14 protein-coding genes are annotated in these 15820 nt (G+C 64.8%); 4 read left to right on the top strand and 10 right to left on the bottom strand.

Annotated features, from left to right (window positions below):
- The first annotated feature begins 170 nt into the window (after window positions 1-170).
- A complete protein-coding gene (locus R1T40_RS13455; protein ID WP_317384482.1) occupies window positions 171-719 on the top strand; it encodes an NADPH-dependent FMN reductase in 549 nt (182 codons plus the stop codon).
- Window positions 720-892: 173 nt separating this feature from the next.
- On the opposite strand, the gene R1T40_RS13450 is transcribed toward R1T40_RS13455, so the two are convergent.
- Window positions 893-1945, bottom strand: coding sequence for an NAD(P)/FAD-dependent oxidoreductase (locus R1T40_RS13450; protein ID WP_317384481.1), 1053 nt, complete (start codon window positions 1943-1945; stop codon window positions 893-895).
- Between the two features lie 58 nt (window positions 1946-2003).
- Between R1T40_RS13450 and mnmD the strand changes: the two genes are divergently transcribed.
- Window positions 2004-2687 (top strand): tRNA (5-methylaminomethyl-2-thiouridine)(34)-methyltransferase MnmD, encoded by a 684-nt coding sequence (gene mnmD / locus R1T40_RS13445; protein ID WP_317384480.1) that lies wholly within the window; start codon window positions 2004-2006, stop codon window positions 2685-2687.
- Window positions 2688-2702: 15 nt separating this feature from the next.
- Window positions 2703-3578, top strand: coding sequence for a DMT family transporter (locus tag R1T40_RS13440; RefSeq protein ID WP_243394898.1), 876 nt, complete (start codon window positions 2703-2705; stop codon window positions 3576-3578).
- On the opposite strand, the gene R1T40_RS13435 is transcribed toward R1T40_RS13440, so the two are convergent.
- Entirely contained in the window at window positions 3534-5501 is a 1968-nt protein-coding gene (locus R1T40_RS13435; RefSeq protein ID WP_317384479.1) for a lytic transglycosylase domain-containing protein, read from the bottom strand. The two genes, R1T40_RS13440 and R1T40_RS13435, sit on opposite strands and share 45 nt — an antisense overlap.
- A 138-nt stretch (window positions 5502-5639) precedes the next feature.
- Here R1T40_RS13435 and dapA point away from each other — a divergent pair, with 138 nt between their 5' ends.
- Window positions 5640-6512, top strand: a complete 873-nt coding sequence (gene dapA, locus R1T40_RS13430; RefSeq protein ID WP_106161458.1) for a 4-hydroxy-tetrahydrodipicolinate synthase — start codon at window positions 5640-5642, stop codon at window positions 6510-6512.
- A 126-nt stretch (window positions 6513-6638) separates the two neighbouring features.
- Here dapA and R1T40_RS13425 read toward each other — a convergent pair whose 3' ends face one another.
- The 8 genes from R1T40_RS13425 to R1T40_RS13390 all read right to left on the bottom strand — a co-directional run bounded on the left by R1T40_RS13425 (window position 6639) and on the right by R1T40_RS13390 (window position 15815).
- Complete coding sequence (locus tag R1T40_RS13425; protein ID WP_317384478.1) at window positions 6639-7529, bottom strand: sigma-70 family RNA polymerase sigma factor; 891 nt, start codon at window positions 7527-7529, stop codon at window positions 6639-6641.
- Complete coding sequence (locus tag R1T40_RS13420) at window positions 7526-7987, bottom strand: carboxymuconolactone decarboxylase family protein (RefSeq protein ID WP_317384477.1); 462 nt, start codon at window positions 7985-7987, stop codon at window positions 7526-7528. Before R1T40_RS13420 ends, R1T40_RS13425 begins: the two co-directional genes overlap by 4 nt.
- Before the next feature lie 82 nt (window positions 7988-8069).
- Complete coding sequence (locus R1T40_RS13415) at window positions 8070-8960, bottom strand: dimethyl sulfoxide reductase anchor subunit family protein (protein ID WP_317384476.1); 891 nt, start codon at window positions 8958-8960, stop codon at window positions 8070-8072.
- Entirely contained in the window at window positions 8960-9766 is an 807-nt protein-coding gene (locus R1T40_RS13410) for a 4Fe-4S dicluster domain-containing protein (RefSeq protein ID WP_317384475.1), read from the bottom strand. Before R1T40_RS13410 ends, R1T40_RS13415 begins: the two co-directional genes overlap by 1 nt.
- Before the next feature lie 91 nt (window positions 9767-9857).
- Entirely contained in the window at window positions 9858-12680 is a 2823-nt protein-coding gene (locus R1T40_RS13405; protein ID WP_317384474.1) for a molybdopterin oxidoreductase family protein, read from the bottom strand.
- A 24-nt stretch (window positions 12681-12704) separates the two neighbouring features.
- Window positions 12705-13715, bottom strand: a complete 1011-nt coding sequence (locus R1T40_RS13400) for a YeiH family protein (protein ID WP_317386981.1) — start codon at window positions 13713-13715, stop codon at window positions 12705-12707.
- Between the two features lie 196 nt (window positions 13716-13911).
- Window positions 13912-15066, bottom strand: a complete 1155-nt coding sequence (locus R1T40_RS13395; protein WP_317384473.1) for an acetate/propionate family kinase — start codon at window positions 15064-15066, stop codon at window positions 13912-13914.
- Complete coding sequence (locus R1T40_RS13390; protein WP_317384472.1) at window positions 15063-15815, bottom strand: TSUP family transporter; 753 nt, start codon at window positions 15813-15815, stop codon at window positions 15063-15065. The genes R1T40_RS13395 and R1T40_RS13390 overlap by 4 nt, the downstream gene beginning before the upstream one ends.
- Window positions 15816-15820: the final 5 nt, after the last annotated feature.

Raw genomic sequence — 15820 nt, 5'->3', positions numbered from 1 at the left:
CAGACACGGGAAAGAGGCTGCGCTTTGTGCGCGGCCTCTTTTCTTTTGGCGCCTTAAGATCCGTGCCCTGTGAAGCAACGCACAGGGCGTCTGCGGTGACAGGTGTTGGTTTGCACGCTGGCGCACCCTAGCTTTGTTTGTGACACAGCACATACTACAGGAGAACGACCATGGCCGACCCCGTATTGCTTATTCTGTCCGGCTCTCTGCGCAAGGAGGCGACCAATCGCAAGCTGGCCCGCGAGGCCGCGCGACTGTTCGGTCCCGCCGAGGTGGTCGAGGGCGATCTGAACCTGCCGCTCTATGACGGTGATGTGGAGGCCGCATCTGGCATCCCGGCGGAGGTGCAGATGCTGGCGGATCAGATCGCGCGGGCGGATGCGGTGGTGATCTCCACCCCGGAATACAACAAGGGGCCCTCCGGCGTGTTGAAGAACGCGTTTGATTGGGTCAGCCGCACCGAGGGCACCCCTTGGCAGGACAAGCCGGTGGCGGTGATGTCAGCGGCGGCGGGGCGCGCCGGTGGCGAGCGGTCGCAGATGATCCTGCGCAGCTTTCTCGTGCCGTTCCGCCCACAGGTTCTGCCGGGGCCCGAGGTGCATTTGGCCGGGTCGAGCAAGGAGTTCGATGACGCCGGGCGACTGACCAGCGAGATCTACACCAAGACGCTGACCGAGCTGATGACGCAGCTCCGCGCGGCAGCCACCACTGCCCGATAGGGTTGGAAACAGCGCGGGAGGGGCTCCCGCCCCTTTGACGGTGCCCCTGGCGGGACCCCACAAAGCGTTGGGCCGAGCGGGGGCCGCGCCCGCAGGGCGCGGCCCCCGCTCCACCGCGATGCGCGAAGCGCAGCGCAACCCCTCTGGCGAAGGCGGCGCGGCGGTGTGACAGGTCAGAGGTTGTCCGTGACCCGAAACCCTTCCGGGATGGCGTCGTGCCCCTCCAGCAGCAGATCGGCCATCACCTCGGCGATCTTCGGCGCCATGCCGAAGCCGATCTTGAAACCACCATTGGCAATGAAATGCCCGGCGCGCCCGGGGTAGGCGCCCAACATCGGCGCGCGGGAGCGGGCGCGGGGCCGCACCCCGGCCCAGCGGTCTAGCACACCCACACCCGCTAGCTGCGGCATCGCGGCGACCGCTCGGGCGATCACGTCGTCGAGCTGGCTGTCGGTCTCATCGGGGCGGCCAAACTCCCGCTCGCTGGTGGAACCGATGGCCAGCGTGCCATCCGCATGCGGAATGATGTGCAACCCGTCCGCGTAGAGCTGCGGCACCGCGCCGGCATCATGGGCCAGGAGCGCGGCCTGCCCCTTGACGCCGCCCCCCACAGTGCGCGGTGATAGTGCGTTCAGCTCCAACAGCCCCTGATAGCCGGTGGCATGCAGCACAAGCCCCGCCTCCCGGCCATCGCCGCTGACCTCAACGCCACCGGCACGCAGCGCGGCCACCAGCGCGGCGCAGGCGCGGCGGGGGTGCATGCGGGCCGAGAGCGTGTCGTGGATCACCTGACCCGTGGCGCTGGGCGGGCACCAGTCGCCGAAGTCCGAGGCTGGTCGGACCTGCCAGGTCGCCTTGCCCTGCCACAGCTCCGCCGCAGTCTGGCACCGTGCCTCGGCCAGCTCCAACGTGCGCGCATCGGCGATCGGTTGCAGGCGGCCCAGGCGGCCATAGCCTGCCGACACGCCGCCCGTCGCCTCGACATCCTGCCAGAAGGCCTCGGCCATCAGCAGGCTTTCAAGCTGGAACGCCTTTTTCGGGTTCCAGTTTTCCGGCACATGCGGGGCGAGGGCACCGACGACACCACCGCTGGACCCCGCGCCCGGTCCGGCGGGGTCGATCACCTGCACCCTTGCGCCGCGCCGGTGGCAGATCCAGGCGATCGACAGGCCAAAGATCCCGGCTCCGCGCACCGTAACATCGACCGTGATATCAGCAGTTGCCATTTCTGTGACCTTTCGTCAGGTTCGCCCTCGTACCACGCTCCACCTAAAGGAAATCGCGATGGCAGACCAGCAGGCACGGCTGAGCTGGCGTGAGGGGGATCTGCCCGTCTCCGACCAGTTTGATGACCCTTATTTTTCATTGCACAACGGCCTGCTGGAGACCGAGCATGTGTTCCTTGCGGGCAATGATCTGCCGGCGCGGTTCGCTCCCGGGTTTCACATTGCCGAACTGGGCTTTGGCACCGGGCTCAACATGCTGGCGGCCTGGCGCGCCTGGGAGGAGAGCGGGCAGACCTCGCCGCTGCGGTTCACCAGTTTCGAGGCCTTTCCGATGGTGCCTGCCGACATGGCCCGCGCGCTGGAGGCCTTTCCGGCCATCACGCCATGGGCGGAGCGGTTTCTGGCGCAGTGGCGCGGCGGCGGGCGTTGTGATCTTGGCAACCTGCAGCTGGAGGTTGTCATCGGCGACGCACGCCTGTCGCTGCCAGAGTGGACAGGGCAGGCGGACGCCTGGTTTCTGGACGGATTCTCACCCGCCAAAAACCCGGAGCTGTGGCAGGAAGACCTGATGCAGGCGGTGGCGGATCACACCCGTCCCGGCGGCACAGCGGCGACCTATACCGCGGCTGGATTTGTCCGTCGCGGGCTGGAAGAAGCAGGTTTCACCGTGACGCGCACACCGGGATTTGGACGCAAACGACATATGACGCAGGCAATTTTGACGCGCGAATTGAAAGGCTGAACCATGGATCAGGTCATGGCCAAGAACGACACCAAACTGGGCATTCTGTTGATGATCGGGGCCACCATCGTCTTTGCCCTGCAGGACGGGGTCTCGCGCCATCTGGCGAGCGAATACAACGTCTTCATGGTGATCACCATTCGCTATTGGTTCTTCGCTGCCTTTGTTATCGCGCTGGCGCTGAAGCAGACCGGCAGCCTCCGGGCCGCCGCGCAGACCAGCCAGAAGGGGGTGCAGATCTTCCGCGCCTTTGTGCTGGTGGCGGAAATCTGCGTCATGGTGCTGGCCTTCACCGTGCTGGGACTGGTTGAAAGCCACGCGGTCTTTGTCTGCTACCCGCTGCTGATCGCGGCGCTTTCCGGACCTATTCTGGGCGAGCAGGTGGGCTGGCGACGCTGGGCGGCAATCGGGGTGGGCTTTCTCGGGGTGCTGATCATCCTGCAGCCGGGATCGGGCGTGTTCCAGGTGGCGGCCCTGATCCCGCTGCTGGCGGCGTTGATGTTCGCGCTTTACGGACTGCTGACGCGTTACGTGGCGCGGCGCGACACCACCGCCACAAGTTTCTTTTACACCGGCGTCTACGGCATGCTGTTCATCACGCCCCTGGGCCTGTGGTGGTGGGAGCCGATGACCGCGCCGGACTGGGGCTGGATGGCCACCCTCTGCGTGACCGGCGCCCTGGGGCATTGGCTGCTGATCAAATGCTACGAGATGGCCGAGGCCAGCGCCGTGCAGCCCTTTGCCTACATGCAGTTGCCCTGGGCCGCGATGATCGGGCTCACGGTATTTGGCGAGGACATGCGCACCAATGTGGTGATCGGCGCCGGGCTGGTGGTGGCGGCGGGTCTATTCACTTTTTGGCGCGAAAACCTGAAGCGTTCGGCCCGCTAGCTCGCGCGTAAACGGCACCGGCAGGGGTGTCTGCCCCAGTCGGGCGCGGTAGACCGGCAGGCTCTCGGTGACCCGCATCACGTAGTTGCGGGTCTCGTTGAAGGGGATGTGCTCGATCCAGTCGATCACATCGACCTCCGCGCTGCGCGGGTCGCCGTAGCGCTCCATCCAGGCGGTCGGACGGTGAGGCCCGGCGTTATAGCCTGCGGCCATCAGCACCACATTGCCGTCGAAGTCGCCCGCCAGTCGCGCCAGATAGGCGGCACCGAGCGTGGCATTGTATTGCCAGTCCTCGGTCAACCGTGCGGTTTTGTGATCGTCGATGATGTCCAGCTCGCGGGCCACCAGCTCGGCGGTGGCGGGCATCACCTGCATCAATCCGCGCGCGCCCACATGACTGATGACCACCGGGTCGAACTCGCTTTCCCGCCGGGCGATTGCCAATACCATCTCGGACGCCATCGGAAGACTCATCTGGGTGACCGGGTGCAGCGGGTAGTAGGCGCCCGCCAGTTCCAGCCCATCTTGGGCCGCACGTTTGGAGATCATCACTGCCAGATGTGGCTGCTCACGATCCACCGCCATCTGCCCCAGTTGCAGCGCTTCATCCGGCGGTAGGGTTTCAACAAGATGGGTCAGGAAGCGTTCACCGAGCGACAGGTCGCCCGCCTCCAGCAATGCAATGCCCGCCTTGTAGACCGAGGAGGTAAGGAACGGCGCACCCTTCCAATCGGGCGCGTCCGGCGTGGTCAGACGCGGGTCAAAGCCGCGCCCCAGCGCCTGTGCCGACAATAAACCATAGTAGGAGCTCTGGAATTTCGCCCCCAGTCGATAGGCCGCGTGGGCCTTGTCGATCTCGCCCATCTGCGCATAGGCGCGGCCCAGCCAGTAACCGGCGCGGCCCACAGAGATCGGGCTTTCGACTGCCGCAAGGAAGCGGGTGAAGTGATAGACCGCCAGTTCGGCGTCATCGAGTTTGCGCAGCGCCACATAGCCCGCGATCCATTCATTGTCGGCGTAGCCATAGCCATCCTCGGGGCTGGCAAAATGATAGGCGGCCAGCTTGTAGGCGCGGGTGTTGTCATTGTCGCGCATCAGTTGACGGGCAAAGTCGCGGCGCCGGGTCAGCCATTTGGACGGCTCTCCCAGAGCCTCTGCCGAGGTGGAGCGCTCCAGCATCATGGCGATGGCGTCATCCTGCCGCCGCTTGGCATCACGCCAGGCAAAGCGGTCATAGGCGAGGCCAGAGTCATCCTGCAGGCTGTCGGGCACCGCGGCAATCGCCGCATCGACGCCATTGGCCTGATCCTGCAGCGCGATGCGCGCCTCGGCCAGCTTGCGGGCACCTGCGCTGACCAGATCCAGCATGCGGCGGGAAGAAACCTTGTGCCCGTCCCACAACAGCCGGGTCAGCCGGGCCTCATGATGTTTGGCCAGGAGCGATTTGTGACGGGCGAGGAAGTCGGTCTGGGTTTCGTCCGTCATGGCCATGCTGCGCCAGGCGCGGATCAACTCGGCCTGTCCGGCCTCGGTCTGGCCAGAGGCAATGAGCGCTTCCCCGAGGCTCAGCGCGCCTTCGGGGGTCTGGGCTTGGCCATCCTCGCCGTAAAACGCCAGAATGGTGGCCTGTCCGGCCTTGGCGATCGCCTCTTCGCTCTGGCGGCGCAGGTATTCCATGCCAGGCCAGTCGGCGCGGCGCTCAATAAAGGACATCACCTGGCGCGCCGATCCCTTGCCAGCCCGCAAATGGTGCCATTGGATCACGTCGTGCGGGATGGAGCCTTCCTCGCCAGCGTCGATCAGCGCCTCCTGCCACTGGCCGTCGCGCATCAGCGGCAGCGCGGTTTCCAGCCCGCGGGCCAGGGCAGGGGCACCAAAAAGGGTCGCACAAATCAGCAACGAGCAGGCAAGTCTGCGTGTCATCTCTTGCATTTTCCAGCATTCCGGGGATACAGCCTGTGACGATAGTGCGTGTGGACCCGGGTGCAACTCAATTTCCCGCCAGCACGTGCGTCCGGGCAAGGAATTGCCCGCAAGAAAATCTCGAATTGGAGCGTTCCCATGTTCACAGGCTCTATGCCAGCCCTCGTCACCCCGTTTCGCAATGGTGAGTTGGATCTGGATACGCTCAAACACTTGGTGGAATGGCATATTGCCGAAGGTTCGACCGGGCTGATTCCCGTCGGCACCACTGGCGAAAGCCCCACCCTGAGCCATGAAGAGCATGAACTGGTGATCAAGGTGGTGGTGGAAACCGCCGCAGGTCGCGTGCCGGTGATTGCCGGCGCCGGGTCCAACAACACCGTCGAGGCGATTCGTTTTGTCGAGTATGCCGAGCGAGTTGGTGCGGACTGCGCATTGGTCGTGACCCCCTATTACAACAGGCCGACTCAACGTGGCATGATCGCGCATTTCACCGCGCTGCATGACTGCGCCGATATTCCGATCATCATCTACAACATCCCGCCGCGCTCGGTGGTGGACATGACCCCTGCCACCATGGGTGAGCTGGCAAAACTGCCGCGCATCATCGGTGTCAAGGATGCCACCGGCAAGCTGGAGCGCGTCAGCCAGCAGCGGGCCTCTTGTGGTGCGGATTTCATCCAGCTGTCCGGCGAGGATGCCACCGCTCTGGGCTTCAACGCCCATGGTGGCGTCGGCTGTATCTCGGTCACCGCAAACGTGGCGCCAAAGCTCTGCGCCGAATTCCAGGCGGCGACGCTGGCGGGCGACTACAAGACCGCGTTGGAGTATCAGGACCGCCTGATGCCTCTGCATGAGGCGATCTTTATCGAGCCGGGCCTGGTGGGTGCGAAATACGGCATGTCGAAGCTGGGTCTGTGCTCCGAGGAAGTGCGCTCGCCGCTGACCGGGCTTGAGGACAGCACCAAGGCGAAGATCGACGCGGCCATGGTGCATGCCGGTCTGCTCTGAGCTCTTCTCTTTCGTCGTCTGATACCAGCAGCCCCGGTTCGTCCGGGGCTGTTTGCGTTTTGGCAGATCTCCCATCTGGTCGACAGGCCGGACAGCGCCTGAGCCTCCCCCGGGAGGGCGCTGTCCTCAGCCCTGCAGTTGCAGGGCCGCCGCCAGATGTCGGGTCTTCTCCGGGTTGCGGATCACATAGACTTTCGTGATCCGCCCCTCGCGGATTTCCAGCGCGGTGGCCTGCACCAGCCCTTCCGGTTCCAGGCTGAGGATCGCAGGCAGCCCGTTCAGCATGGCAAACCGCCAGCGCGGCGGCAGATGTGCGCCGGACTTGCGCGCCAGCCCCTCGGCCAATCGCATGACCTTGGCGCGCCCGTAGATCGGGTTCAGGGTTGCCAGAACCTTGCCGCCGCCATCGCTGACCAGCTCCACATCCTGCGCCAAGAGCTGCGTCAGCGCCGCCATGTCGCCGGTCTTGGAAGCGCGAAAGAAGGCTTCGGTCAGGGCGCGCCCCTCTTCGGGCGGGACAGATGTGCGGGGACGCTCCGCCTGCACGTGGCGGCGCGCGCGTGACACCAGCTGGCGACAGGCGGCAGGGCTGCGATCAAGCGCCTCGGCCACCTCGTCGTGGCTGTTGCCAAACACGTCATGCAGCAGAAACGCGGCGCGTTCCAGCGGGGTCAGCCGCTCCAGCGCCAACAGCAGCGCCACCGAGACATCATGGTCCAGCCGCTCGGTCGGATCCTCGGTCAGCAAGGGTTCCGGCAGCCAGGCGCCGGTATAGGACTCGCGCTTCACCCGCGCCGATTTCAGCTGATCGAGACAGAGCCGCGTCACCACCCGCACCAGATAGCCGGTGGCATCGCGGACCTCGTCCTGCGGCGCGGACTGCCAGCGCAGGAAGGCCTCCTGCAGCACGTCCTCTGCATCCGCAACGCTGCCCAGCATGCGGTAGGCGACCGCGAACAAACGCGGCCGCGCGGTCAGGAACACATCGGCTCCCATATCCTGTGGCTTGTGGCTCACGCGGCGTTGGTCTCCTTGGTCACAGGATGCGGCGTGCGAAAGCCGATGGCAATGCGGTTCCAGGCGTTGATCGCGCCGATCAGCAGCGTCAGCGCCACCTGTTCTCGTGGCGAGAACTGCGCCTCCACCAGCGCGTAGTCTTCATCGGGGGCGGCCGTCTCCGCCACCAGGGTCAGCGCCTCGGTCCAGGCAAGGGCGGCCTGTTCGCGCGCTGAGTAAAGAGTGCTTTCGCGCCAGGCGGGCAGCAAATGCATGCGGTCCTCGCTTTCGCCCATCTTGCGGGCGTCATGGGTGTGCATGTGGATGCAGAAGGCACAGCCATTGATCTGGCTGGCACGCAGCTTCACCAGTTCGATGATGGTCATGTCGAGGCCGGAGGCCTTCAGCAGCTCTTCCTGCTCCATCATCGGTTTGAAGAGATCACCGGCAGCGGCAAACTGGTCGAGACGTTGGGTCATGGGTCCTGTTCCTTTCTCAGTCAGAGGGGACGCAAACAGGACGAGCCAGCCCCGCGCGCTGTGACACGCGGGGTGAGATTTTTCAGCGTTTGCCGTAATAAAGCCCGACCACATGTTCGGCTTCGGCAAAGAACAGCCAGCGCGTGCAGGCGACACCGATGATATGGGACAGCACGGCAAGGCCCGCGAGGGCGTGTTTCAGCGCCAGTCCACCAACCGGCAGCGCCAGGCACAGGAGCGGCAGCACGATCGCCAGCACAAAGCCGATCACCCGCAGCCGGGTGGCATGCTTGCGGCCGAGCTGATGCACAAATTCGCGCAGCAGGTAATTGGTGCCAGTATGGGGCGGCTCAAGCGCGCGCACCTGACCACCGGTGCCGAGGCCGGTGGCGCTGGCCATCGTCGTGCCGGAGCTGTCAAAGGCGCGATCCCCCTGATGCCAATGGGCCAGCAGGGTAAGCCCGGCGAGCACCAAAAGCCCCGTTGCCTTGCTCTCTTGCCCGGCCAGCAGGGCGCCCCCGGCAAGCGACAGGGTCAGGAACAGCGCCGGGGTCAGCGGGATCATGTTCCAGCGCGGCACGGTCCTGAGCTGGGCGTAGATCATCGAGGTGGTGAAGACGGTGGCGATGCTGAGCGCTGCGCCAAGCGCGCCGATGAGCGGCCAGTGGGTTTCGAGGAAGATCGCCCCAATAGCGTAGAGGCCCATGGTCAGCAGAGCCGCCACCGCGCAGCAGCCCTCACGCGAGAGCCAGCTGCTGCGCCATTGCGAAAACGCTTTCCATGCCCGTTCTGGACGTCCGAGGTGCAAGGTGGAGGCCAAGAGCCCGCCCACTGCCAGTGCATAGGCGATGGCGTAGAATACAAAGGCCACCCAGCCGGTGACCGCAGGCAGGCCAAGGCCGAGGGAGAACAACAGGCCGAAGCCAAGCCCGGAGAGGGTGGTGAAGGCGATGACGGAAGGGGCCGGGTGCATCAGTTCTGTCCTCCGGGCAGTTTGTCCAAGGCGCGGTCGAGCCAGCCGAGAAAGCCTCCCGCCTCTTCGGTGACGGGGGCCAGCAGGGGCGCGAGGAGGTCGATGTCGCCCGCGCCCTGTTCCATGCCCTGCGCGGCGAGCGTGTCCTTGGGGCGGGGCGGCAGGTATTTGTTCACCGGCTTGGTGCCCTGTTCGGGCATCAGGTCCATGCCGCCGCGCTCCGCGACCAGTTGCGAGACATCCGACGTCGGGTCGCCGAGATCGCCGAAATGGCGCGCGCCGGCGGGGCAGGTGCGCACGCAGGCGGGCACGCGGTCCTCTTCGGGCAGGTTTTCGTTGTAGATCCGATCCACGCAGAGGGTGCATTTCTTCATCACCCCGGCGGCAAGATCGAGTTCGCGCGCCCCGTAGGGGCAGGACCAGGCGCAGAGGCCACAGCCGATGCAGTCGCTCTCGTTGACCAGCACGATGCCGTCTTCCACCCGTTTGTAGCTGGCGCCGGTGGGGCAGACGGTGACGCAGGGGGCATCTTCGCAGTGCAGGCAGGATTTCGGGAAGTGGATCAGCTGGGCGGCGGGGGCGGGGTCTGTGCCGCAGGCCTCTGGCTGTACCTCGTAGGAATGCACACGGTTGAGGAAGGTACCCGAGGGATCGGCGCCATAGGCGTCCTGATCGGAGAGCGGCGCGCCGTAGTTTTCGGTGTTCCAGCCTTTGCAGGAGATCACGCAGGCATGGCAGCCGACGCAGGTGTCGAGATCGATCACCAGACCCATCTTGCGGGTGGTTTCGGTGGGGAGGTCGGTCATCGGGTCGGGCCTCCGTCTGTGAGGTGGGTGCAGGACCGGGGCGCTGCCCCGGACCCCGAGGTATTTTCAAAAAGATGAAAGGGTTTGGAGGTCATTTGCCGACCTTCCATGTGAGGGTGCCGGGGCCTGCGCCGACCGGGGAGGCTTGGGGAGGGGTCTCGGGCTGGCTTTGGGTGAGGTCCTTTGGCGGGGCGGCTTTTTCCAGTTTGACCTTGAGGTCGAACCAAGCGGCCTGTCCGGTAACGGGATCGGAATTGGCCCATCTGAGCCCGTCGCCCTTTGGCGGCAGCAGCTCGTGGATCAGGTGGTTCATCAGGAAGCCCTTGGTGGCCTCGGGGGCATCTTCGGTGAGGGCCCAGGCGCCCTTGCGTTTGCCGATGGCGTTCCAGGTCCAGACTGAGTTTTCATTGAGGGCTGCCATTTCCATCACGGGCACGGTGATTTCGCCATGAGGAGAGGTGACGCGGGCCCAGTCGCCGTCTTCAAGCCCTGCGTCCCGCATCAGTTTGGTGGGCACATAGAGCGGGTTGTGGCCATGCAGCTGGCGGAGCCAGGCGTTCTGGCTGCCCCAGGAATGATACATCGCCATCGGGCGCTGGGTGAGGGCGTTGACGGTGAAGCCGTCGTTGCCTTGTTGGTCGGTGTCGTACCAGATTGGCAGCGGCGTCATGGTGTTTTGGATGCGGGCGCGCAGGTGGTCGGGGGGCTGACGCTCGCCGTGGCCTTCGGCGGCCAGCTGGAACTTGCGCAGCGGCTCCACATATAGCTGGAACAGATAGGGTTGCGGCGCGTCGAACAGGCCGAGCTCCACCGCCCAGTCCTGATAGGCCATGTTCCAGGGTTTGTAGTAGCTGGCCTCTTCGGGGATGTGTTTGAGGAAGAAGCCGCCGTTCTCGATATAGCGGTCGAGCTGGTCCGGGTTGGGATCGCCGCGTCCTGTTTCGGTGCCGTCGCCGCGAAAGCCCGCAAGCGGGCCGATGCCGGGCTTGCGCTGGTGGTTGACGATATAATCGGCGTAGTCGTGATATTTTGCGCTGCCGTCCTCATTGGTGAAGCCGGGCAGCTTCATCCGGTTGGCCAGGTCCACCAGCACGGATTGAAAGCCACGCACGTCGCGGTCCGGCTCCACCACTGGCCAGCGGATCGCATCCGCCGCGCCGTCCGCCTCGCAGATCGGGCGATCCAGGAGCGAGATGCAGTCGTGGCGTTCCAGATAGGTGGTGTCGGGCAGGATCAGATCGGCATAGGCGACCATTTCTGAGCTATAGGCATCCGAGTAGATGAGATGCGGGATGACATAGTCGCCGTTTTCGTCAGTGTCGGTCAGCATCTCCATGACACCTTGGGTGTTCATCGAGGAGTTCCATGCCATGTTCGCCATGTAAAGGAACAGCGTGTCGATCTTGTAGGGGTCACCTGCATGGGCGTTGGAGATCACCATATGCATCAGCCCGTGGCTGGACATCGGGTTCTCCCAGGTGAACGCCTTGTCGATGCGGGCGGGGCTGCCGTCATTCAGCAGCGCCAGATGCTCCGGGCCCTGCACGAAGCCCAAGTGCGGGCCGTCCAGCGGTTTGCCCGGCGTGACGCGGCAGTGGGGCGGTGGATGTGCGGTGGCGGGTTTGGGATAGGGCGGTTTGAAACGAAAGCCGCCGGGGACCTCCACCGTGCCCAGCAGGATTTGCAGAACATGCAGCGCCCGGCAGGTCTGAAAGCCGTTGGCATGAGCGGAGACGCCGCGCATCGCATGCATGGAGACGGGCCGGCCGCGCATGGTCTTGTGGGTCTCGCCACGGAAATCGGTCCATTCACGGTCCAGCTCGAACGCTTCGTCAAAGGCGACGCGGGCGATTTCGGCAGCGATGGCGTGGATGCGCGGGGCAGGAATGCCGCAGCGCTCTGCCACCGCCTCCGGGGCGTAGTCGTCTGACAGATATTGCTCCGCCATCAACCGGAAGACCGAGACATGGGTGACATCGCCCATCTGGAAACTGCCATTGAGGTCGGGGCGCACGCCATGCATGTCGAAGGGTGCCAGCTGGCCGGTCTTACGATTGATCACCAGCGGTGCGCCGTGATCATCGCGCAGGAACAGGCCGTAGTCGGCGCTGTCCTTGTCCTGGTTTACCAGCACCGGCGCGTTGGTGTAGCGGCTGAGGTAGTCAAGGTCGATCTTTCCCGCCTTCATCAGCACATGCACCAGCGACAGGATGAAAAGGCCATCAGTGCCGGGGGTGATGCCGACCCAGTCGTCGGCCACAGCGTTATAGCCGGTGCGGATCGGGTTGACGCCGATCACCCGTGCGCCGCGTGCCTTGATCTTGCCGATGCCCATCTTGATCGGGTTGCTGTCGTGATCCTCGGCAACGCCAAACAGCAGGAACAGTTTGGTATGATCCCAGTCGGGCTGGCCGAACTCCCAGAAGGCACCACCCATGGTGTAGATGCCCGCCGTGGCCATGTTGACGGAGCAGAACCCGCCATGCGCCGCGTAGTTGCAGGTGCCAAAGTTCTGCGCCCAGAAGCTGGTGAAGCTTTGCGATTGGTCACGCCCCGTAAAGAACGCCAGCTTTTCGGGGTGATCCTTGCGCAACGGCTCCAGCCAGCCCTGCGCGATGTCGAGTGCTTCGTCCCAGGAGATTTCCTCGAATTCGCCGGACCCGCGCGGGCCCACACGTTTCAAGGGCGCGCGCAGACGGGAGGGGGCGTTGTGCTGCATGATCCCGGCAGAGCCCTTGGCGCAGAGCACGCCCTTGTTGACCGGATGGTCGCGGTTGCCCTCGATGTAGGCGACCTTGCCCGCCTTCATGTGCACATTGATGCCACAGCGACAGGCGCACATGTAGCAGGTCGTCTTGCGGATCTCGTCAGAGACCGGCGGCGAGGTGTCCACCTCGGGTTGCTGGAATGTCATCTGGCCTCCCTTCAATTTCGCCCCTCAGGTCAAAAGCGTGATCCCTGTCAGTATGACCCCGGCAATAAACAATGTTTCGACAATCAAGAGCGCGATGGCAGCACCGCCGACAGAGAGCACCTGCTTGAGGTTGCTCTTCATGCCGACGGCGGCAATGGCGATCAGCAACAGCCAACGCGAGCAGGCGCTGAGGAAATCGCTCAGCGCGGGCGGAATGAGACCGAAGGAATTGAGTGCGGCCAGCGCGATGAAGGCGATGACGAACCCGGGCAGCAGCGGGGGTTGCTTGCCATCCGACGGTGCCTCTAACCGGCTGCGGATCATCAAGGAGGCCACCAGCACCACCGGCGCCAGCATCGACACGCGGATCAGCTTGACCAACGTTGCGGTGTCGCCGGTCTCCTCAGAGATGGAGAAGCCCGCGCCGACCACCTGCGCCACATCGTGGATAGTGCCGCCGAGGAAAACCCCGGCCTGGATGTGGTCGAACTCCATGAATCGGGCGAGGATCGGATAGGCGATCATAGCAACAGTCGACAGGACGGTGACGCCCATGACGGTGAAGATCAGCCGCTGTTCGCTGCGTTCGTCGCGCGGCAGGATCGCGGCGATCGCCATCGCTGCCGACGCGCCGCAGATCGCCACAGATCCGGCTGTCAGCAGGGCAAAGCGCCAGCCGTGGCCGAAGAACCGCGCGATCAGGAGGCCAAAGCCGATGGTGGCCACCACGCCGCCCGCGGTCAGCAGGATCAACGGCAGGCCAAGGCCCGCCAGCACCATCATCGACACCCGCACGCCCAGTAACGCCACGCCGAGCCTAAGCAGCGTTCGTGCTGAAAACGCCACGCCGGGCACGGTGCGCCCCTCTTCGCCAAGGAAGCTGACCGCAATCCCCAGAAGCAGCGCCAACAACATCGCAGGGGTCGCGTAATGCTCTGCCAGAAACTGTGCGGTGACCGCGACGATGATCGAAACTGCAACGCCGGGAAAAAGCGCCTTCGCGGAGATACGAAAGGTCTGGATCGTGGAAGACAGGCGGGCGGGCAGGAGGGTGTCGGTCAAGGGATGGCCTTCGGGATGTAATGTGCGCAAGCGCAGGTAGGGAATTGGTGTATCATTTGTGTAGCAATTTGCGCCGCCCTCGCAAGGTGAACCAATTGGCTAATTTACCTGCCATAAGTGGTAGTTCTGTTCTGCGTTTTTGAAAAGAGGAGGACATTTGTTTCGCCTCTCATTGGGTGTCAGCGATCAATGCGCGCGCGTGCATGGCGATCTGGCGTTCCTCTTCTGCGGGCACGATCCAGGCGGAGGGCTGACTGTCTGCGAAGGTCAGGCAGGCGGCGTTTTCGGCATTGCGGTGCGGGTCCGGGACGCAGCCGAGCCATGAGAACCCGTCTAGAATCCGCGCCCGGATGGCGCTGGCATTTTCGCCGATACCGCCGGTAAAGGCGATGGCGTCACAGCCGCCCATGGCTCCGATCAGGCTGTGTCCATGCCGGATCGCCCAATAGCAGAAATGCGCGATGGCAAAGCGTGCCTCCGGGGTGTCGGCCTCCTCCAGCGCGCGCATGTCGGAAAGCCCGCCGGACAATCCGGCAAGGCCGGATTTGCTGTTCAGCAGGGTCTTGGTCTGTGTGAGGCCGATCTCCTCCACCAGTCGCAGGGTCGCATTGGCGTCCAGCGTGCCGACCCGCGTGCCCATCGTCAGGCCTTCGAGTGGGGAATAGCCCATGGTGGTGGCCACTGACTGACCGTGCTCAATGGCGCAGATGGAGGCGCCATTGCCGAGGTGAAAGGCCAGCAGTCGTGTGGGCAGTGGCGTGCCGGAGATCTCCGGCAGGCGACGACACAGCGCCGCATAGGACAGCCCGTGAAATCCGTAGCGGCGCAGCCCCAGCGCCTCGGCCTCGGGCGGCAGGGCGTAGCGTTGCGCCACCTCCGGCGCAGTGGCGTGAAAGGCGGTGTCGAAACTGGCATATTGCGGCACTTCGGGTGCGAGATGGTCGAGGGCATCAATCGCGGACAGCGCATGTGGGTTGTGCAAAGGGGCCAGTGGCACGCAGGCGGCAATCTGCGCGCGGACCTCGGGTGTGATACGTGTCGGGGCGGTCAATTGGGTGCCGCCATGGACCACGCGGTGGGCGACCACGCGCAGCGCTTCAGGGCCGATGCCGTCGTGTGCCAGCCGCGTTAGCACCGCCGACAGCGCATGGCGATGATCGGGCAGGGCCACGGCCTCGCCTTCAGCGCCAATGCGCAGCTGGCCGGCACCGCCGATGCCATCAGCGACACCGCTGAGCCGTTCTTGCAGCTGCGCATCGAAGACCGCGAATTTCACCGACGACGAGCCGGTGTTCAGCACCAGAATATCCGATGGCGCGGTCATAGCGCCACCTTCAGAATGTTCAGCGCTGCAAGCGTGGCCAACAGGATCACCACCTTGCGCCGGAACCCGGCCGGATTCGCGCGCGCAAACCCCTGGCTGCCAAGCCAGACCCCTACGCCGAGAATGGGAAAGGCCATCAGCGCCGCCACTGCCGTCTCGTCAGTGACCAGCCCGTGCGCCGACATGGTGGGTAGCGCCATCAGGTCGATGCCGGTCAGAAATACGATCATGGTGGCACGAAAGCTGGCGGGGCTCATCGCCTGCGCCGACAGGAACGCCGCCGTGGGCAACCCGCCGACCCCGGCGGCATTGGCGGTGCCGGAGATCACGCCGACCCCGGTGTGACCCAGCGCGCCGATGGGGCGTTTGAGTTGCCAGCCGCTGAGCAGGATCAGGCTGAGCAGCAGGATCAGCGCCGAGACTGCCAGCCGCGCCTGCATGGGATCAAGCCGCGCCATGATCGCCACGGCGGGGATGACCGCCAGCGCCGCGCCCAACAACAGCGCGCCTGCCCGGCGCCAGTCCACATGGGCGCGGATGCCGCGGGCCTGAAAGGCAGTCATGGCGATTTCGCAGGAAAACACCACCGGGATCAGTGGCAGCGGGTTGGTGGTCAGCGCCGCCAAGACGATGAAGATGGCGGAAAAGCCAAAGCCGGAATAGCCCCGGATCGCCGCCGCGCCCAACAGCGCGGCCGCAAGGAACAGGCCCTGTCCAGTGGTCAAGTCAAAGGGCAGGGCCAGCGTCATTGGCG

It is taken from the genome of Tritonibacter scottomollicae (assembly GCF_032924845.1).
GTDB lineage: Bacteria > Pseudomonadota > Alphaproteobacteria > Rhodobacterales > Rhodobacteraceae > Epibacterium > Epibacterium scottomollicae.
The sequence above is the reverse complement of the archived record's forward strand: the minus strand, read 5'-3'. Positions and strand labels throughout refer to the sequence as shown.